This is a genomic window from Streptomyces fumanus (assembly GCF_014655295.1).
GTDB lineage: Bacteria > Actinomycetota > Actinomycetes > Streptomycetales > Streptomycetaceae > Streptomyces > Streptomyces fumanus.
Map to the genome: position 1 here is coordinate 112,874 of NZ_BNBI01000016.1, position 19,046 is coordinate 131,919.

The 19,046-nt window shown below is 70.8% G+C and carries 18 protein-coding genes; 15 read left to right on the forward strand and 3 right to left on the reverse strand.

Going from position 1 to position 19,046, the window contains the following annotated elements; translation table 11 throughout:
• Positions 1 to 16 precede the first annotated feature (16 nt).
• The 3 genes from IE316_RS29970 to IE316_RS29980 are packed head-to-tail and all read left to right on the forward strand — an operon-like array spanning position 17 to position 4,073.
• Positions 17 to 2,251: a bifunctional polysaccharide deacetylase/glycosyltransferase family 2 protein gene (locus IE316_RS29970; RefSeq protein ID WP_190207679.1), complete on the forward strand. Its 2,235-nt coding sequence runs from the start codon at positions 17 to 19 to the stop codon at positions 2,249 to 2,251.
• Complete coding sequence (locus tag IE316_RS29975) at positions 2,251 to 3,354, forward strand: acyltransferase family protein (protein ID WP_190207680.1); 1,104 nt, start codon at positions 2,251 to 2,253, stop codon at positions 3,352 to 3,354. The genes IE316_RS29970 and IE316_RS29975 overlap by 1 nt, the downstream gene beginning before the upstream one ends.
• Positions 3,355 to 3,377: 23 nt before the next feature.
• Positions 3,378 to 4,073, forward strand: coding sequence for a demethylmenaquinone methyltransferase (locus IE316_RS29980; protein WP_190207681.1), 696 nt, complete (start codon positions 3,378 to 3,380; stop codon positions 4,071 to 4,073).
• A gap of 64 nt (positions 4,074 to 4,137) precedes the next feature.
• Here IE316_RS29980 and IE316_RS29985 read toward each other — a convergent pair whose 3' ends face one another.
• Both IE316_RS29985 and IE316_RS29990 read right to left on the reverse strand, forming a co-directional pair.
• Positions 4,138 to 4,485 (reverse strand): PASTA domain-containing protein, encoded by a 348-nt coding sequence (locus tag IE316_RS29985; protein ID WP_190207682.1) that lies wholly within the window; start codon positions 4,483 to 4,485, stop codon positions 4,138 to 4,140.
• Positions 4,486 to 4,578: 93 nt separating this feature from the next.
• Positions 4,579 to 5,085: a GNAT family N-acetyltransferase gene (locus IE316_RS29990; RefSeq protein ID WP_190207683.1), complete on the reverse strand. Its 507-nt coding sequence runs from the start codon at positions 5,083 to 5,085 to the stop codon at positions 4,579 to 4,581.
• Positions 5,086 to 5,185: 100 nt separating this feature from the next.
• On the opposite strand from IE316_RS29990, the gene IE316_RS29995 reads away from it, so the two are divergent.
• The gene (locus IE316_RS29995) at positions 5,186 to 6,469 is read left to right on the forward strand and encodes a geranylgeranyl reductase family protein (RefSeq protein WP_190207684.1); all 1,284 of its coding nucleotides are present in this window, start codon (positions 5,186 to 5,188) and stop codon (positions 6,467 to 6,469) included.
• A gap of 119 nt (positions 6,470 to 6,588) precedes the next feature.
• On the opposite strand, the gene IE316_RS30000 is transcribed toward IE316_RS29995, so the two are convergent.
• Positions 6,589 to 7,443 carry a C40 family peptidase gene (locus IE316_RS30000; RefSeq protein WP_190207685.1) on the reverse strand — a complete coding sequence of 285 codons (855 nt, stop codon included), beginning with the start codon at positions 7,441 to 7,443 and terminating at the stop codon, positions 6,589 to 6,591.
• A 743-nt stretch (positions 7,444 to 8,186) separates the two neighbouring features.
• On the opposite strand from IE316_RS30000, the gene IE316_RS30005 reads away from it, so the two are divergent.
• From IE316_RS30005 to nuoK, 11 genes are read left to right on the forward strand one after another with little or no spacing between them, the layout of a single operon-like run.
• The gene (locus IE316_RS30005) at positions 8,187 to 8,546 is read left to right on the forward strand and encodes an NADH-quinone oxidoreductase subunit A (RefSeq protein ID WP_003967084.1); all 360 of its coding nucleotides are present in this window, start codon (positions 8,187 to 8,189) and stop codon (positions 8,544 to 8,546) included.
• 13 nt (positions 8,547 to 8,559) lie between these two features.
• Positions 8,560 to 9,114 carry a NuoB/complex I 20 kDa subunit family protein gene (locus tag IE316_RS30010; protein ID WP_055635348.1) on the forward strand — a complete coding sequence of 185 codons (555 nt, stop codon included), beginning with the start codon at positions 8,560 to 8,562 and terminating at the stop codon, positions 9,112 to 9,114.
• On the forward strand, positions 9,111 to 9,857 hold the full coding sequence (locus tag IE316_RS30015) for an NADH-quinone oxidoreductase subunit C (protein WP_190207686.1): 747 nt from the start codon (positions 9,111 to 9,113) through the stop codon (positions 9,855 to 9,857). Before IE316_RS30010 ends, IE316_RS30015 begins: the two co-directional genes overlap by 4 nt.
• The gene (locus tag IE316_RS30020; protein WP_190207687.1) at positions 9,854 to 11,176 is read left to right on the forward strand and encodes an NADH-quinone oxidoreductase subunit D; all 1,323 of its coding nucleotides are present in this window, start codon (positions 9,854 to 9,856) and stop codon (positions 11,174 to 11,176) included. The genes IE316_RS30015 and IE316_RS30020 overlap by 4 nt, the downstream gene beginning before the upstream one ends.
• Positions 11,173 to 12,033 (forward strand): NADH-quinone oxidoreductase subunit NuoE, encoded by an 861-nt coding sequence (gene nuoE / locus IE316_RS30025; RefSeq protein WP_190207688.1) that lies wholly within the window; start codon positions 11,173 to 11,175, stop codon positions 12,031 to 12,033. Before IE316_RS30020 ends, nuoE begins: the two co-directional genes overlap by 4 nt.
• Positions 12,030 to 13,382 carry an NADH-quinone oxidoreductase subunit NuoF gene (gene nuoF / locus IE316_RS30030; RefSeq protein ID WP_190207689.1) on the forward strand — a complete coding sequence of 451 codons (1,353 nt, stop codon included), beginning with the start codon at positions 12,030 to 12,032 and terminating at the stop codon, positions 13,380 to 13,382. Before nuoE ends, nuoF begins: the two co-directional genes overlap by 4 nt.
• Positions 13,379 to 15,883, forward strand: coding sequence for an NADH-quinone oxidoreductase subunit G (locus IE316_RS30035; RefSeq protein WP_190207690.1), 2,505 nt, complete (start codon positions 13,379 to 13,381; stop codon positions 15,881 to 15,883). Before nuoF ends, IE316_RS30035 begins: the two co-directional genes overlap by 4 nt.
• Entirely contained in the window at positions 15,880 to 17,256 is a 1,377-nt protein-coding gene (gene nuoH / locus IE316_RS30040) for an NADH-quinone oxidoreductase subunit NuoH (RefSeq protein WP_190207691.1), read from the forward strand. Before IE316_RS30035 ends, nuoH begins: the two co-directional genes overlap by 4 nt.
• Positions 17,249 to 17,896, forward strand: a complete 648-nt coding sequence (nuoI, locus tag IE316_RS30045; protein ID WP_190207692.1) for an NADH-quinone oxidoreductase subunit NuoI — start codon at positions 17,249 to 17,251, stop codon at positions 17,894 to 17,896. Before nuoH ends, nuoI begins: the two co-directional genes overlap by 8 nt.
• The gene (locus tag IE316_RS30050; RefSeq protein ID WP_190207693.1) at positions 17,893 to 18,750 is read left to right on the forward strand and encodes an NADH-quinone oxidoreductase subunit J; all 858 of its coding nucleotides are present in this window, start codon (positions 17,893 to 17,895) and stop codon (positions 18,748 to 18,750) included. The genes nuoI and IE316_RS30050 overlap by 4 nt, the downstream gene beginning before the upstream one ends.
• Complete coding sequence (nuoK, locus tag IE316_RS30055) at positions 18,747 to 19,046, forward strand: NADH-quinone oxidoreductase subunit NuoK (RefSeq protein ID WP_004927567.1); 300 nt, start codon at positions 18,747 to 18,749, stop codon at positions 19,044 to 19,046. Before IE316_RS30050 ends, nuoK begins: the two co-directional genes overlap by 4 nt.

A 19,046-nucleotide genomic window follows, 5' to 3' on the forward strand; every position in this document is an offset into this window, starting at 1 on the left:
GAGTCGCAGCCACCCCATGACCAGCACGACACCCCCGCGCGGCCGGCGCCGCGCCCCCAGCCGCATGGAACGGGCGGCCGGCCGCGCCGCGGCCCTGCAACGGCCGCGGGTCATCCTCGCCCTGCTGCTCCTGCTGGCGCTGACCTGCGTCATGCTCCTGGACGGCTATCTGCGCGCCGAGGTCGGCGGCGACCAGCGGGTCCGCACCGGGGCCAGCTCCAGCGACGTACCCGACGAGGTCATCGACGGCGGCCCGATCCTCACCTTCCAGGGCGGGCAGGCCACCACCGTCTCCGTCCCGGACAAGACCATCGCGCTCACCTTCGACGACGGCCCCGACGCCACCTGGACGCCGAAGGTCCTCAAGATCCTGGAGAAGTACGACGTACCCGGCACGTTCTTCCTGGTCGGCTCGATGGTCTCGCGCTACCCGGACATCGTCGAGGACATGGTCGACCAGGGCAACGAGGTGGGCGTCCACACCTTCACCCACGTCGACCTCTCCTACCAGAGCGAGGCCCGCGTCACCCGCGAGATAGAACAGACCCAGTTGGCGCTGGCCGGCGCGGCCGGCATCACCACCACACTGTTCCGGGCGCCGTACTCCTCCGAGACGGACGCCATCGACAACTACAGTTGGCCGGTCTACGAGAAGCTCGGCGAGGACGGCTACACCAGCGTCTTCATCGACACCGACAGCGACGACTGGAAGCGCCCCGGCGTCTCGAAGATCATCGAGTGGGCCACGCCGGAGGACGGCGAGGGCGCCTCCGTCCTCTTCCACGACGCCGGCGGCGAGCGCGCGCAGACCATCGCGGCACTGCCGAAGTACATCGAGAAGATGAAGGCGAAGGGCTACACCTTCACCACCATCAGCGGCGTCATGGCGGAGCAGCGCGGCACGGGAGCGGGCGCCGCACCGCTCCAGCAGGGAACCTCCCGGCTCCAGGCCGCCCACCACCGGGCCACCGGCGCCACCCTCTACGAGGGCAAGGCGCTCATCGCGGCGGTCGCCGTCGCCGAGTGGACCGTGCCCGCCCTGTCGGCCGGGCTGGCGGTCGTCGGCGTGGCCGTGCTGGGCCGCTTCGGGATGATGCTGCTGCTGGCCCGCCGTCACCACCGGCAGCGCAACAGACGCCGGTTCAGTTGGGGGCCGCCGGTCACCCGCCGGGTGAGCGTGATCGTCCCGGCGTACAACGAGAAGGAGTGCATCGCCAACACCCTGCGGTCGCTGGCGCACAGCACCCACCCGATCGAGGTGATCGTCGTCGACGACGGCTCGACCGACGGCACCGCGGAGATCGCCCGCGAGGCGGCTCGCTCGCTGGGCATGACCGACGTGAGGGTGATCCGCCAGGAGAACGCGGGCAAGCCCGCCGCCCTCAACCACGGGGTGCGCAGCGCCCGGTGCGACATCGTCGTGATGATGGACGGCGACACCGTCTTCGAGCCGGACACCGTACGGCACCTCGTCCAGCCGTTCGCCGACCCGGCCGTCGGCGCGGTCGCGGGCAACGCCAAGGTCGGCAACCGCTCCACCGTCATCGGCGCCTGGCAGCACATCGAGTACGTGATGGGCTTCAACCTCGACCGGCGCATGTACGACCTGCTGCGCTGCATGCCGACCATCCCGGGCGCGATCGGCGCGTTCCGCCGCGAGGCGGTGCTCGACGCCGGCGGGATGAGCGAGGACACCCTCGCCGAGGACACCGACATCACCATCGCCCTGCACCGCGCGGGCTGGCGGGTCGTCTACCAGGAGCACGCCCGCGCCTGGACGGAGGCCCCCGGCTCCCTCAAGCAGCTCTGGTCCCAGCGCTACCGCTGGTCGTACGGGACCATGCAGGCGCTGTGGAAGCACCGCGGGTCCCTCACCGACCGGGGGCCCTCGGGCCGCTTCGGCCGGGTCGGGATGCCGCTGGTGGTGATCTTCCAGATCGTCACGCCGGTCTTCGCCCCGCTGATCGACGTGTTCACCGCCTACTCGATGATCTTCATCGACTTCCGGGCGGCACTGGGGGCCTGGCTGGCGGTGCTCGGCGTCCAGGTGTGCTGCGCGGCGTACGCCTTCCGCCTGGACCGGGAGAAGTACCGGTACCTGCTGATGATGCCGCTCCAGCAGCTCGCCTACCGGCAGTTGATGTACCTGGTCCTGATCCACTCCTGCGTCACCGCGCTGACCGGCGGCAGGCTGCGCTGGCAGAAGCTGAAGCGCACCGGAGAGGTCGGCACCCCGGCGGGGACGGTGTGATGGGGGCGCACAGCAAGGGCGGTCCCGTCCTCCCGCGCCCGGCCGCCCCGCCGTCCGGGGCGACCGGGGCGGGGGGCCGGGACCGCTACTTCGACACCCTGCGCGCTCTCGCCCTGGTCCGGGTGGTGACGTACCACACCTTCGGCTGGGCCTGGGCCGGGCTGGTCTTCCCGTCGATGGGGATCATGTTCGGCCTCGCGGGCACGCTGATGGCCAGGTCGCTGGAGCGGCCCGCCCTGGCGGTGGTGCGCGGCCGGGTGCGCCGGCTGCTGCCGCCGTTCTGGTTCTGGGGCGTCTTCGTGGTGGCGGCGATGCTGGTCCACGGCTGGATGCCGGACTGGCGGATCGTCTACTGGGTGGTGCCACTGGGCGACCCGCCGGGCAGCGCCTGGGGCGAGCAGGCGTGGGAGATCCTCTGGTACCTGCGCACCTACCTGTGGTTCGTGCTGCTCTCGCCCCTGCTGCTGCGGGTGTTCCGGCTCGCCCCGGTCCCCGTCCTGCTGTCCTGCCTGGTACCGGTCGTGGTCCTCCAGTACGGCTGGCAACCGCCGGACGACCGCTTCGGCACCGGCCTGCTCGACCTGACGACCTACCTGTTCTGCTGGGTCCTCGGCTTCGCGCACCGCGACGGGGTGCTGGCCCGGCTGCGGCCCGCCGCCGTGGTCCCGCCGGCGCTCGCCGCGCTCGCGTACGGCGCCTGGTACGCCCTCGCGCACCAGGGGGAGTACGGCACCTACGACCTGGACGACATCCCGCTCGCCCAGGCGTTCTGGTCGGCCGGGTACGTGACGCTGCTGATGTACTCCAAGGCGCGGCTCGGCATCGGCCTCGCCGGGCTCGCCCGCCACCGGAGGCTGGACCGACTGGTGACCGTCTTCAACGCGCGGGCGGTGACGGTCTACCTCTGGCACGAGCTGGCCCTGGTGCTGGCCGTGCCGCTGATCGACCAGCTCTGGAAGGTGCCCGCCTTCGAGGCGTACCTGCCGCTGGACAGCCAGTGGTTCCTGTTCGGCGTCGGCTGGGTGCTGATCGCGGCGTTCATCGTCGCGTGCGGCTGGGTCGAGGACGTGGCGGCACGCAGGAGGCCCAGGCTGCTGCCGTGATCCCGCCCTGCAAGAATGGCCGGGTGACCCGCGCCTCCCTGAACAAGCAGCCGCACGAAGTCGCCTCGATGTTCGACCACGTGGCGGAACGGTACGACCTCACCAACGACGTGCTCTCGCTCGGCCAGGACCGGGTGTGGCGCAAGGCGGTGGCCCGGGCCGTCGACGCCCGGCCCGCGCAGAAGGTCCTCGACCTCGCGGCGGGCACGGCCACCTCCTCGCTGCCCTTCGCCCGCACCGGCGCCTACGTCGTGCCCTGCGACTTCTCGCTGGGGATGCTGCGGGTCGGCAAGCAGCGGCACGCCTGGCTGCCGTTCACCGCGGGCGACGCGACCAGGCTGCCGTTCCGGGACGACGTGTTCGACGCCGTGACCATCTCCTTCGGGCTGCGCAACGTACAGGACACCGACGCGGCGCTGCGCGAGCTGTACCGGGTGACGCGGCCCGGCGGGCGGGTCGTCATCTGCGAGTTCTCGCATCCGACGTGGGCGCCCTTCCGTACCGTCTACACCGAGTACCTGATGCGGGCGCTGCCGCCGGTCGCCCGCGCGGTCTCCTCCAACCCCGACGCCTACGTCTACCTCGCCGAGTCCATCCGCGACTGGCCCGACCAGCCCGCCCTCGCCGGGAAGCTGCGCGCGGCGGGCTGGTCGAAGGTGGCCTGGCGGAACCTGACCGGCGGGGTGGTGGCGCTGCACCGGGGGTTCAAGGAGAGCTGAGCGGCGGGCGGGTGCCGGGCGGGGCCGCCGGCGCCTCGGTTCAGCGGTCCAGCGGTCCAGCGGTTCACGGAGAGCCGAGCGCCGCGTACATCGGGGGGCCCGGTTCCTCCAGTTCCCGTTTCAGGCCGCCCCCGGAGGGCTTCGGCGGGCGCGGCTCGCGGACGCCCGCGCCGCCGGCCCCCTCGCCCTCCCCGAAGTCGAACCACACCGTGACCACCGCCCCGCGCGGCACCTCCGCACCGGGCGGCGGGTACTGCCGTACGACGTGGTCGACGACGGTACGGAGGAAGTCGGGACGGTCCGGGGCGGCCAGCAGCACCCCGTGCGCGTACGCCGACGCCCGCGCGTCCACGGCCATCAGACCGACGAGCCTCGGCACCCGGACTTCCAGCGTTCTGGGCGTAGTCGGCACGGATCTCACCCCCAGCGGTACCGGCAGCCTAGCCGCGCCGAACCCCCCACTGGAAGCTCTCCGTCATTTTTTCCGTCGAAAAACTACACAGTGTCACCAGGTGAGCCGGTAGCAGTGCCCCGCCTCCTGCCGCGTCGGCGTCCGGAACGTCTCGGCGAGCCGCATCCCCAGCCGCCGGGTGACGGCGATGGACCGGCTGTTGCGCGCGTCGACCATCGCCACCACCCCCGGTACGCCCGCCGCGCGCACCCGGTGCAGCGTCTCCCGCGCCGCCGCCGTGACGTACCCCTTGCCCCAGTGCGCCCGCCCCAGCCGCCAGCCGATCTCGATCTCGCCCCGCGGTCCCCACTCCCAGGGCCAGGGCTGGGCGCCGGTGAAGCCGACGACCTCGCCGGCACCGTCCAGCACGGTCCACAGGCAGAAGCCGCGCTCGGCGTCGTGGCGGCGCTGGCGGGCGGTCAGCTCCTCGTAGACGGAGAGTTCGGCCGCCCGTCCGCCGTGGAACTCCATGACCTGGGGATCGTCGAAGACCCGGTGCCAGGCCACGGCGTCCTCGTCGGTGGGAACGCGCAGCCGTACAGCGGGGAGAGCCTGTTCCACGGGGGCAACCCTTCAGCCGGGTGATCGATGACGCTGAATAGACTGCCCATGTCCGGTGCCGGTCGGCACGCAGATTCTGGAACCCGTGGGAGATCCCGCCGTGACCGAGCCCCTCTCCGACAACACCGCCGATGTGATCGTCGTGGGCGCGGGGCCAGCCGGCTCCACGACCGCGTACCACCTGGCCAAGGCCGGTCTCGACGTCCTCTTGCTGGAGAAGACCGCCTTCCCCCGGGAGAAGGTCTGCGGTGACGGACTCACCCCGCGTGCGGTCAAACAGCTCGTGGCGATGGGCATCGACATCTCCGAAGAGGCCGGCTGGCTGCGGAACAAGGGCCTGCGGATCATCGGCGGCGGCACCCGCCTCCAGCTCGACTGGCCCGACCTCGCCTCCTTCCCGGACTACGGTCTGGTCCGCAAGCGCGACGACTTCGACGAGCAGCTCGCCCGGCAGGCGCAGAAGGCCGGCGCCCGGCTCTACGAGCGGTGCAACGTCGGCGCCCCGGTGGTCGACGACCGCACCGGCCGCATCACCGGCGTCCACGCCAAGCTCGGCGAGGAGAAGCGGGAGGTCACCTTCCACGCCCCGCTGGTGGTGGCCGCCGACGGCAACTCCACGCGGATCTCCCTGGCGATGGGCCTGCACCGCCGCGAGGACCGCCCGATGGGCGTCGCGGTCCGCACGTACTTCACCTCCCCCCGGCACGACGACGACTACCTGGAGTCCTGGCTGGAACTGTGGGACCGGCGCGGCCCTCAGGACCGTCTGCTGCCCGGCTACGGCTGGATCTTCGGCATGGGCGACGGCACCTCCAACGTCGGCCTCGGCGTGCTGAACACCTCCGCCTCCTTCAAGGAACTGGACTGGCGCGAGGTACTGAAGGCGTGGTGCGCCTCCATGCCGGAGGACTGGGGCTACACCCCGGAGAACATGACCGGCCCGATCCGTGGCGCCGCCCTGCCCATGGCCTTCAACCGCCAGCCCCACTACACCAAGGGCCTCCTCCTGGTCGGCGACGCGGGCGGCCTGGTGAACCCCTTCAACGGCGAGGGCATCGCCTACGCCATGGAGTCCGGCCAGATCGCCGCCGACGTCATCGTCCAGGCGCACGCGCGGGCCACGCCGGCCCAGCGTGAGATCGCGCTCCAGCGCTACCCGCGCGTCCTGAAGGACACCTACGGCGGCTACTACAACCTCGGCCGGGCCTTCGTGAAGCTCATCGGCAACCCGAAGGTCATGCAGATCGCCGCGCAGCGCGGGCTGACCCACCCGGTGCTGATGAAGTTCACCTTGAAGATGCTCGCCAACCTCACCGACCCGACCGGCGGCGACGCGATGGACCGCATCATCAACGGCCTGACGAAGGTGGCCCCGAAGGCGTAGCCGGCCGGGCGCCGCCGGAAAGCCCGAAGGGCCGTCCGTCCCGGTGGACGACGGCCCTTCGTGCGAGGTGTACGGCCGCACGGCCCGGGGTGCCGGGCCGCGGGACGCGGTACGCCGGGTTACAGCACCCGCACCGCGCCGCTCGGCGGGTCGTAGGAGAGCGGCTTCAGCACGACGCCCGTGGACGGGTTCTGCGCGCCGACGAACATGCCGTCACCGACGTACACGCCCACGTGGTAGGCGCTGCCGGCGCCGCCCCAGTACAGGATGTCGCCCGGCTGCAGGCTGCCGAGCGAGACCTGGGTGCCGGCCGTCGACTGGTCCTGGGAGACGCGGGGCAGGCTGACGCCCACCTGCTTGAAGGCGGCCTGGACGAGGCCGGAGCAGTCGTAGGCGGACGGGCCGGTGGCGCCGGACACGTACGCCTTGCCGACCTGGGCCTTGACGAAGGAGACGACCGCGGCGGCCGAACCGGTGGCCGTGGACGAGCCGGTGCTCGCCGAGGCGCCGGTGGAGGCCGCACCGGTGTTGTCGGTGGAGGCCGAGGCGGAGGCGGTCAGGGTGCTGCGCTCGGCGTCGCGGCTGGCGCGCGCGGCGGCGGCCTTGCGGGCGGCCTCGCGCTCGGCCCGCTGCCTGGCCTCCGCGGCCTTCTTCTTGGCTTCCTTCAGGTCCGCCTTGGCTTCCTTGGCGGCCTTGGCGGCGGCCGCGTCACGCTCGGCCCGCAGCTCGTAGTTCGCGGCCGCCTGCTGCGTGGCGTCCGCGGACTGGGCGATCTGAGCGGCCAGGTCGGCCGTCAGGGTGGGCAGTTCCAGGGTCTGCGTCACGGGCTCGGCGTCGGCCGCGCTCGCCGAACCCGACGCACCGGCCACTGCCAGGGTGCTGAGGACGCCACCGGCCACTCCGGCCCGCATCGCGATCGTCGACGCGCTGCGGCGGGGCTTCCGGTGGCTGCGTATGTGAGCGGTGTGGGACATGGGTACAACCGGTATCAGGAGCTCCTCCATGCCTTCAAGAAACGTGTCCTGCGCCACAGTTGTTCAACCGACCCTGTGAATCCCGGGCGTGTCGCCCTTTATTGACGCCGTAACGGACATTGCGGGCGGCCGTGACATGGCTGTGATCACGGGCTTTGATCGTTACGCCCGAATTGCTCCCCGCTTACCACTGGTTGGGGTGGTTGGCCAACCCCGGTTCTCAGCCGCCTCTCATGAATGTGTCCGAGGTCACGGAACGGTCAACCGCGCGGTCGCGTCCCGCGCCCGTCGGCCCGGCCGGTTCCGCTCGTGAACGCGTGCACGCGTTCACACCGCGTCCGCTCCGCCCCTCCCGGGTGTGAACGGGTCCTCTATCAAGAGATCGCGCCGATCGCCAATTTGCATGCAGCGGAACTCTCTTGATATGGAGACGCCGCCTCCGACCTGCTCTGACGAGCGAAAATGTCACCTCTCGTGATCAGTCGGATGCTTGATGTGTGAAGATCACCGCTCATCCGACTTCATGATCCTTCGTCAGGTGGTGGAGATCACAAAGCTTGTGCAATACCCCGTGTCGCAGATCACAGAGCGGCGGGCATAAGATGCGGAGCAGTTGGGCTTGTGACCTGCTTCACATGTTCGCGATCTTCGCCGGGACGGGCGGGGCTCGTGGGGCTGCCGGGGCGGTCGTGACCCAAGCCGAACCGCCAGCAGTCAGCGCCGACTGAGAGGAGCGAGGAGCGGTGAACGCGTATGCGCCCATCCTCGTACTGGGAGCCCTCGGGGCAGGCTTTGCGATCTTCTCCGTGGTCATGGCCACGCTGATCGGTCCGAAGCGGTACAACCGCGCCAAACTCGAAGCCTACGAGTGCGGCATCGAGCCGACCCCCACGCCGGCCGGCGGCGGGCGCTTCCCCATCAAGTACTACCTGACGGCGATGCTCTTCATCGTCTTCGACATCGAGATCGTCTTCCTCTACCCCTGGGCCGTCAGCTTCGACGCCCTGGGGATTTTCGGGCTCGTGGAGATGCTGCTCTTCGTGCTCACCGTCTTCGTCGCGTACGCGTACGTATGGCGGCGCGGCGGCCTGGAATGGGACTGAGGGGCCTTTAGTCATGGGACTCGAAGAAAAGCTGCCGAGCGGCTTCCTGCTGACCACCGTCGAGCAGGCCGCGGGCTGGGTGCGCAAGGCGTCCGTCTTCCCCGCCACGTTCGGCCTGGCCTGCTGCGCCATCGAGATGATGACCACCGGTGCCGGCCGCTACGACCTGGCGCGCTTCGGCATGGAGGTCTTCCGCGGCTCGCCGCGCCAGGCCGACCTGATGATCGTGGCCGGCCGGGTCAGCCAGAAGATGGCGCCGGTGCTGCGGCAGGTCTACGACCAGATGCCGAACCCCAAGTGGGTCATCTCCATGGGGGTCTGCGCCTCCTCGGGCGGCATGTTCAACAACTACGCGATCGTCCAGGGCGTGGACCACATCGTCCCGGTCGACATCTATCTGCCGGGCTGCCCGCCGCGGCCCGAGATGCTGATGGACGCCATCCTCAAACTCCACCACAAGATCCAGAACTCCAAGCTCGGCGTGAACGCCGAGGAGGCGGCCCGCGAGGCGGAGGAGGCGGCGCTCAAGGCCCTGCCCACCATCGAGATGAAGGGGCTGCTGCGATGAGCGACGCGCACCGGGACCCCGGCGGTCCCAACCCGGAGCGGGCCCTGTCCGCCGAGAACCTCCCCGGCCAGCGCGGGCAGGGCGGCGAGGAGATCCGCGTCCAGCGCGGCATGTTCGGCGCCAACAACGGCGGCGACACCTCCGGCTACGGCGGCCTGGTCCGCTCGGTCCGACTCCCGGGGCCGGCGAGCAGGCCGTACGGCGGCTGGTTCGACGAGGTCGCGGACGAGCTGGAGGGCGCGCTGGAGGAGCAGGGCCTGCTCCCCGGCAACGCCATCGAGAAGACGGTCGTCGACCGCGGCGAGCTGACCTTCCACATCGAGCGCGAGCACCTGGTCCGCGTTGCCCGCACCCTGCGCGACGACCCGGCCCTGCGCTTCGAGCTGTGCACCGGCGTCAGCGGCGTGCACTACCCGGGCGACAAGGGACGCGAGCTGCACGCCGTCTACCACCTGCGCTCGATCACCCACAACCGGGTGATCCGCCTGGAGGTCAGCGCCCCCGACGGCGACCCGCACATCCCCTCGCTGTTCGAGGTCTACCCGACCAACGACTGGCACGAGCGCGAGACGTACGACTTCTTCGGCATCGTCTTCGACGGCCACCCGGCCCTGACCCGGATCATGATGCCGGACGACTGGCAGGGCTTCCCGCAGCGCAAGGACTACCCCCTCGGCGGCATCCCCGTCGAGTACAAGGGCGCCCAGATCCCGGCTCCGGACCAGCGGAGGTCGTACTCGTGAGCACATCGCACGCATCCCCCCGCGAGACCACCGAAGGCACCGTCTACACGGTCACCGGAGGCGACTGGGACGAGGTCGTCCAGTCCGCGGCCCGCGCCGACGACGAACGCATCGTCGTCAACATGGGTCCCCAGCACCCCTCCACCCACGGTGTGCTCCGCCTGATCCTGGAGATCGAGGGCGAGACCGTCACCGAGGCCCGCTGCGGCATCGGCTACCTGCACACCGGCATCGAGAAGAACCTCGAGTACCGCACGTGGACGCAGGGCACCACGTTCGTGACGCGCATGGACTACCTGACGCCGTTCTTCAACGAGACGGCCTACTGCCTCGGCGTCGAGAAGCTGCTCGGCATCGAGGACCAGGTACCCGACCGCGCCTCGGTCATCCGGGTGCTCCTGATGGAGCTGAACCGGATGTCGTCCCACCTGGTGTGCATCGCCACCGGCGGCATGGAGCTGGGCGCCACCACGATCATGATCTACGGCTTCCGCGACCGCGAGCTGATCCTGGACCTCTACGAGCTGATCACCGGCCTGCGGATGAACCACGCGTACATCCGCCCCGGCGGCCTCGCCCAGGACCTGCCGCCCGGCTCGGTCGACCAGATCCGCGAGTTCGTCAAGAAGATGAAGAAGAACCTCCCGGAGTACGACAAGCTCGCCACCGGGAACCCCATCTTCAAGGCCCGCATGCAGGACGTCGGCTACCTGGACCTGGCCGGCTGCATGGCCCTCGGCGCCACCGGCCCGATCCTGCGCTCCACCGGCCTGCCGCACGACCTGCGCAAGGCCCAGCCGTACTGCGGCTACGAGACGTACGACTTCGACGTCCCGACCGCCGACACCTGCGACGCCTACGGCCGCTTCCTGATCCGGCTGGAGGAGATGCGCCAGTCGCTGCGGATCATCGAGCAGTGCCTGGACCGGCTCCAGCCCGGCCCGGTCATGGTCCCCGACAAGAAGATCGCCTGGCCCGCCCAGTTGGCCCTCGGCCCGGACGGACTGGGCAACTCCCTCGACCACATCAAGAAGATCATGGGCACCTCCATGGAGGCCCTGATCCACCACTTCAAGCTGGTCACCGAGGGCTTCCGGGTACCGCCGGGACAGGCGTACACGGCGGTCGAGTCGCCCAAGGGCGAACTCGGGGTGCACGTCGTCTCCGACGGCGGCACCCGCCCCTACCGGGTCCACTTCCGCGACCCGTCCTTCACCAACCTGCAGGCCATGGCGGCGATGTGCGAGGGCGGCCAGGTCGCCGACGTCATCGTCGCGGTGGCCTCCATCGACCCCGTGATGGGAGGCGTCGACCGGTGACCACCAGTTCCTCGGAACGGGGCGTCGGACTCGGCATGCCCGAGCTGCCCGCGCCCGACTACCCGGACGACGTCCGGACCAAGCTGGAGGCCGACGCGCGCGAGATCATCGCCCGCTACCCGGACTCCCGGTCCGCCCTGCTGCCGCTGCTGCACCTGGTGCAGTCGGAGGAGGGCCACGTCACGCGCACCGGAATGCGGTTCTGCGCGGAGGTGCTCGGCCTGACCACCGCCGAGGTCACCGCCGTGGCGACCTTCTACACCATGTACCGGCGCCGGCCCAGCGGCGACTACCAGGTGGGCGTCTGCACCAACACCCTGTGCGCGGTCATGGGCGGCGACGCGATCTTCGAGGAGCTCCAGGAGCACCTGGGCGTCGGCAACGGCGAGACCACCGACGACGGCAAGGTCACCCTGGAGCACATCGAGTGCAACGCGGCCTGCGACTACGCGCCGGTGGTGATGGTCAACTGGGAGTTCTTCGACAACCAGACCCCGGCCAGCGCCCGGCGCCTGGTCGACGACCTCCGGGCCGGCCGGCCGGTCAGCCCGACGCGCGGGGCGCCCCTGTGCACCTTCAAGGAGACCGCCCGCATCCTGGCCGGCTTCCCCGACGAGCGGGAGGGCGCCGTCGAGGCCGGGGGAAGCGCGGGACCCGCCTCCCTGGTCGGCCTGAAACTCGCCAAGGGCGAGACCCCCACCGCGCGTGTGGTGCACCCGCGCGGTGCCGTGCCCCAGGACGAGCCGCCGCACGACCCGTCCCCGGGTGAACACCTCAGCTCGCACGACGCCCCGCAGGACACATCGGCCTCCGACCCGTCCCACCCGGCCGGGCCCACCGCCGAGGAGGGGGAGTGATGACCTTGGCAGCCGAGATCAAGGACCCCAGCCCCGAGAAGCTGCTCGCACCCGTGCTGTCGGCCTTCTGGGACGAGGACCGGTCCTGGACGCTGGACGTGTACCGACGGCACGAGGGCTACGAGGGGCTCCGCAAGGCGCTGGCGATGTCGCCGGACGAACTGATCGCGTACGTCAAGGACTCCGGTCTGCGCGGACGCGGCGGCGCCGGCTTCCCGACCGGGATGAAGTGGCAGTTCATCCCCCAGGGGGACGGAAAGCCGCACTATCTGGTTGTCAACGCCGACGAGTCGGAGCCCGGGACGTGCAAGGACATCCCGCTCCTCTTCGCGAACCCGCACAGCCTCATCGAGGGCATCGTCATCGCGTGCTACGCCATCAGGTCCTCGCACGCGTTCATCTATCTGCGGGGTGAAGTCGTCCCCGTGCTGCGGCGGCTGCACTCGGCCGTCGCCGAGGCGTACGCGGCGGGCTACCTCGGCGAGAACATCCTGGGCAGCGGACTCGACCTGGACCTCACCGTGCACGCGGGCGCGGGCGCGTACATCTGCGGTGAGGAGACCGCGCTGCTCGACTCGCTCGAAGGCCGCCGGGGCCAACCGCGGCTGCGTCCCCCCTTCCCTGCTGTGGCCGGCCTCTATGCCTGCCCGACTGTGGTGAACAACGTCGAATCGATCGCGTCGGTTCCCGCGATCCTGAACCGGGGCAAGGACTGGTTCCGGTCGATGGGCAGCGAGAAGTCCCCGGGCTTCACGCTCTACTCCCTCTCCGGCCACGTCGCCAGCCCCGGCCAGTACGAGGCGCCGCTCGGCATCACCCTGCGCCAGCTCCTCGACATGAGCGGGGGCATGCGCCCCGGCCACCGCCTGAAGTTCTGGACGCCGGGCGGCTCCTCGACGCCGATGTTCACCGACGAGCACCTCGACGTCCCCCTCGATTACGAAGGAGTGGGCGCCGCGGGTTCCATGCTCGGCACGAAAGCCCTCCAGTGCTTCGACGAGACGACCTGCGTGGTCCGCGCCGTCACCCGCTGGACCGAGTTCTACGCCCACGAGTCCTGCGGCAAGTGCACGCCCTGCCGCGAGGGCACGTACTGGCTGGTGCAGTTGCTCCGCGACATCGAGGCCGGCAAGGGCGCCATGGCCGACCTCGACAAGCTGGGCGACATCGCCGACAACATCAACGGCAAGTCCTTCTGCGCCCTCGGCGACGGCGCCGCCTCGCCGATCTTCTCCTCGCTGAAGTACTTCCGCGAGGAGTACGAGCAGCACATCACGGGCCGCGGCTGCCCCTTCGACCCGGCCAGGTCCACGGCCTGGGCCGATCACCGTACGGAGGTGAACGCATGACTGTGACCACCAGCGCTCCCTCCGGCGGGGGAGAGGCGGCCGTGCCGCCGGAGGACCTCGTCTCGCTGACCATCGACGGCATCGAGATCAGCGTGCCCAAGGGCACCCTGGTCATCCGGGCCGCCGAGCAGCTCGGCATCGAGATCCCCCGGTTCTGCGACCACCCGCTGCTGGACCCGGCCGGCGCCTGCCGGCAGTGCATCGTCGAGGTCGAGGGCCAGCGCAAGCCCATGGCGTCCTGCACCATCACCTGCACCGACGGGATGGTGGTCAAGACCCACCTCACCTCGCCGGTCGCGGAGAAGGCGCAGAAGGGGGTGATGGAGCTGCTGCTCATCAACCACCCCCTGGACTGCCCGGTCTGCGACAAGGGCGGCGAGTGCCCGCTGCAGAACCAGGCCATGTCGCACGGCGCCGCCGAGTCCCGCTTCGACGGCAAGAAGCGCACCTACGAGAAGCCCGTGCCGATCTCCACCCAGGTGCTGCTCGACCGCGAGCGGTGCGTGCTGTGCGCCCGCTGCACCCGGTTCTCCAACCAGGTCGCGGGCGACCCGATGATCGAGCTGATCGAGCGGGGCGCCCTCCAGCAGGTCGGCACCGGCGAGGGCGACCCCTTCGAGTCGTACTTCTCCGGGAACACCATCCAGATCTGCCCGGTCGGCGCGCTGACCTCGGCGGCCTACCGGTTCCGGTCCCGGCCGTTCGACCTGATCTCCTCGCCGTCGGTGTGCGAGCACTGCTCCGGCGGCTGCGCGACCCGCACCGACCACCGGCGCGGCAAGGTCATGCGGCGGCTGGCCGCCAACGACCCCGAGGTCAACGAGGAGTGGATCTGCGACAAGGGGCGCTTCGCGTTCCGGTACGCGCAGACGCGCGACCGGCTCGACACGCCCCTGGTGCGCGACGCGGAGGGCGAGCTGCGGCCCGCCTCCTGGCCGGACGCCCTGCGGATCGCCGCGCAGGGGCTGCTCGCCTCGCGCGGCCGGACCGGGGTGCTGACCGGCGGCCGCCTCACCGTGGAGGACGCCTACGCGTACAGCAAGTTCGCGCGCGTGGCGCTCGACACCAACGACATCGACTTCCGCGCGCGCGTGCACAGCGCCGAGGAGGCCGACTTCCTGGCCGCCCGGGTCGCCGGGCGCGGCCGGGACCTCGACGGCACGGGCGTGACCTACGCGGCCCTGGAGAAGGCGCCCGCGGTGCTGCTGGCCGGGTTCGAGGCGGAGGAGGAGGCGCCCGGCGTCTTCCTGCGGCTGCGCAAGGCGTGGCGCAAGCACGGCCAGAAGGTGTTCTCCCTGGCCACCCACGCCACCCGGGGCCTGGTCAAGGCAGGCGGCACCCTGCTGCCCGCCGCTCCCGGCACCGAGACCGAGTGGCTGGACGCGCTCGCCTCCGGTGTCGGCCTGGAGGGCGACGGGGCGCTGGCCGCCGAGGCGCTGCGCGCCGAGGGCGCGGTGATCGTCGTCGGCGAGCGGCTGGCGGCGGTGGCCGGCGGCCCGACCGCCGCGGTACGGGCCTCGGCGGCGACCGGGGCCGCGCTGGTGTGGATCCCGCGCCGGGCCGGGGAGCGCGGCGCGATCGAGGCGGGTGCGCTGCCGACGCTGCTGCCGGGCGGGCGCCCGGCCGCCGACCAGCGCGCCCGGGACGAGGTCGCCGCCGTGTGGGGCGTGGCCGCGCTGCCGCAGCGCCTCGGCCGGGACACCGGCCGGATCGTCGAGGCTGCCGCCGACGGCGAGTTGCAGGCGCTGCTGGTGGCGGGCGTGGAGGTGGCCGACCTGCCCGACCCGGCACGCGCGCGTGCCGCGCTCGCCGAGGTCGGCTTCCTGGTCTCGCTGGAGCTGCGGCCCAGCGAGGTCACGGAGCTGGCCGACGTGGTGCTGCCGGTCGCCGCGGTCGCCGAGAAGGCCGGCACCTTCCTGAACTGGGAGGGCAGGGTCCGCTTCTTCGAGGCGGCGCTCAAGCCCGACCAGATGACCCGCCGCCCCGCGCCCACCGACGCCCGGGTCCTGCAGATGCTGGCCGACGCCATGGACGTACACCTGGGGCTGCCGGACCTGCGGACGGTGCGGGCGGAGATCGACCGGCTCGGGGCCTGGGACGGGCCCGCGGCCACCGCGCCCCTGGAGACCGCCGCCGGGCTGCCCCGGCCGGCCGCCGGGGAGGCCGTGCTCGCCGGGCACCGGCTCCTGCTCGACCAGGGCGTGCTGCAACAGGGCGACGAGGCGCTGGCCGGCACCCGGCACGCCGCCCACGCGCGCGTGTCGGCCGCCACCGCCGCCGAGGCGGGCGTCAAGGACGGCGACGTCCTGGCGGTGACCGGACCGGCCGGGACCGTCGAACTGCCGCTGAAGGTCACCGAGATGCCCGACCGGGTGGTGTGGCTGCCGCTGAACTCCACCGGTGCCGGCGTCGCCTCCGACACCGGGGCGCTGCCCGGCGCCCTGGTCCGCATCGGCCCGGCGACGACTGCCGTCGCGGCCGCCCTGGAGGTGGAGGGATGACCATGTACCTCGCCGCTGAAGACCTCTCGATGTTCGGCCGCGACCCCTGGTGGCTGGTCGTCGTCAAGGCGGTGTTCTGCTTCGCCTTCCTCATGGTGACCGTGCTCGTCGCCATCGTCATGGAGCGCAAGGTCGTCGCCTGGATGCAGTTGCGCGTCGGCCCCAACCGGCACGGCCCCTGGGGCATGCTCCAGTCGCTCGCCGACGGCATCAAACTGATGCTCAAGGAAGACGTCGTCGTCAAACGCGCGGACAAGGCGGTCTACGTCCTCGCCCCCATCGTGGCGGCCATTCCCGCGTTCATGGCGATCGCCGTGATCCCGTTCGGACCGGCCGACGGCCAGGTCTCGGTCTTCGGCCACCGCACCGCCATGCAGCTCACCGACCTGCCGATCGCCATGCTGTACATCCTGGCGGTCGCCTCGGTCGGCATCTACGGCATCGTGCTGGCGGGCTGGAGCTCCGGATCGACGTACCCGCTCCTGGGCGGTCTGCGGTCCTGCGCGCAGATGATCTCCTACGAGATCGCCATGGGCGCCGCGTTCGCCTCCGTGTTCCTCTACTCGGGGACGATGTCGACCTCCGCGATCGTCGAGCAGCAGGCCGACCGCTGGTACATCGTGCTGCTGCCGGTCTCCTTCCTGCTCTACATCGTCACCATGGTCGGCGAGACCAACCGCGCCCCGTTCGACATGCCGGAGTCCGAGGGCGACCTGGTCGGCGGCTTCAACACCGAGTACTCCTCGATCAAGTTCGCGATGTTCATGCTCGCCGAGTACGTGAACATGGTGACGGTCTCGGCGGTCACCACCACCCTCTTCCTCGGCGGCTGGCGGGCCCCCTGGCCGGTCAGCACCTTCTGGGAGGGCGCGAACCACGGCTGGTGGCCGCTGCTCTGGTTCGTGGTCAAGGTCCAGTTGCTGCTGTTCCTCTTCGTCTGGCTGCGCGGCACCCTCCCGCGGGTGCGCTACGACCAGTTGATGAAGCTCGGCTGGAAGGTCCTCATCCCGGTCTCGCTGGTCTGGCTGATGCTGGTCGCCACCATCCGGGCCCTCAGGAACGAGAACTACGACTTCACCGACATCGCGCTCTACGTCGCCGGCGGTGTCCTCGCCGTGCTGCTGCTGTCCTTCCTCGCCGACACGTTCCGCGGCAAGGAGGAGGGCGCCGAGGAGCCCGCCGGGGAACCGGCCGCCTTCGACCCGATGGCCGGCGGCTTCCCGGTACCGCCGCTGCCCGGCCAGGAGCTGCCGCCGGTGCCGCGGCGCCGGCCGCGCCGGGAGCCGGAGCTGATTGTCAGTGGCGGGCCCGATACTCAGAGTGACGGATCTCTGGGCGGAACTACGGAGGGAAAGGAGGCGTCCGATGGCTGAGGAACAGGAACCCAAGGACACCAAGCCCGGTTTCCTGAACCCGGTGGCCGGCTTCGGCGTGACCTTCAAGGCCATGTTCAAGAAGCGGCTCACCGAGCAGTACCCGGAGCAGCAGAAGACCACGGCCCCGCGCTTCCACGGACGGCACCAGCTCAACCGCCATCCCGACGGCCTGGAGAAGTGCGTCGGCTGCGAACTGTGCGCCTGGGCGTGCCCCGCCGACGCCATCTATGTGGAGGGCGCGGACAACACCGACGAGGAGCGCTACTCGCCCGGCGAGCGGTACGGCCGGGTCTACCAGATCAACTACGCCCGCTGCATCCTGTGCGGGCTGTGCATCGAGGCGTGCCCCACCCGCGCGCTGACCATGACCAACGAGTTCGAGCTGGCCGACTCCAGCCGCGCCGACCTGATCTACACCAAGGAGCAACTGCTCGCCGGCCTGGACGACGGCATGGTCGACACCCCGCACGCCATCTACCCGGGGACCGACGAGCAGGACTACTACCGGGGCCTGGTCACCGAGGCCGCCCCCGGCACCGAGCGGCAGGTCGCCGTCTCCAAGGGCGAGGTGCCGCAGGAGGCCGCCTCCACCTTCGGCGAGGGCGAACCGGCCTCGGAGAAGGTGATCCGGAAATGACCGCGCAGCTCGCCGCCGCGGCGACCCTGTCCGCCGGCACCTCCACCGGGGAGGCCGTCCAGTTCTGGATCCTCGGCACGGTCGCGGTGATCGGCGCCCTGTGCACCGTCTTCATGAAGCGGGCCGTGCACAGCGCCCTCTGCCTCGCCGGCACCATGATCATCCTGGCGGTGTTCTACCTCGCCAACGGCGCCTACTTCCTGGGCGTCGTCCAGATCGTCGTCTACACCGGCGCGATCATGATGCTGTTCCTGTTCGTGGTGATGCTGGTCGGCGTCACCGCGGCGGACTCCCTGAAGGAGACCATCAGGGGCCAGCGCTGGCTGGCCCTGCTCTGCGGGCTCGGCTTCGGCGTGCTGCTGATCGCGGGCATCGGCAACGCCTCGCTGAGCGAGTTCAGCGGCCTCGGCCAGGCCAACGCGGGCGGCAACGTGGAGGGCCTGGCGGCCCTGATCTTCACCAAGTACGTCTTCGCCTTCGAGATCACCGGCGCCCTGCTGATCACGGCCGCCGTCGGCGCCATGGTGCTCACCCACCGCGAGCGCACCGAGCGGGCCAGGACCCAGCGGGAGCTGGCCGAGGAGCGGGTCCGCAAGGGCACGTACCTGCCGCCGCTGCCCGCACCGGGCGTCTACGCCCGGCACAACGCGGTGGACATCGCCGGTCTGCTGCCCGACGGCACGCCCTCCGACCTGACCGTCAGCAAGACGCTGCGCGACCGGGGCCAGGTCCGGGACGTGTCGCAGGAGGCCCTGAACGACCTCAGGGCCCTGGAGCAGCGGGCCGAGGAGCGGCTGGAGCGCCGGGCGGTCGAGCCGGCCACCTTCAAGCGGTCCGAGGAGGCGTCGAAGTGAACCCCGTCAACTACCTGTATCTCGCGGCCCTGCTGTTCACGATCGGCGCCACCGGGGTGCTGATCCGGCGCAACGCCATCGTGGTGTTCATGTGCGTCGAGCTGATGCTCAACGCCTGCAACCTGGCGTTCGTCGCGTTCTCCCGGATGCACGGCAACCTCGACGGCCAGATCATCGCCTTCTTCACGATGGTCGTCGCCGCCGCGGAGGTCGTGGTCGGGCTCGCGATCATCGTGTCCCTGTTCCGTTCCCGCCACTCGGCCTCGGTCGACGATGCCAGCCTGATGAAGCTGTGA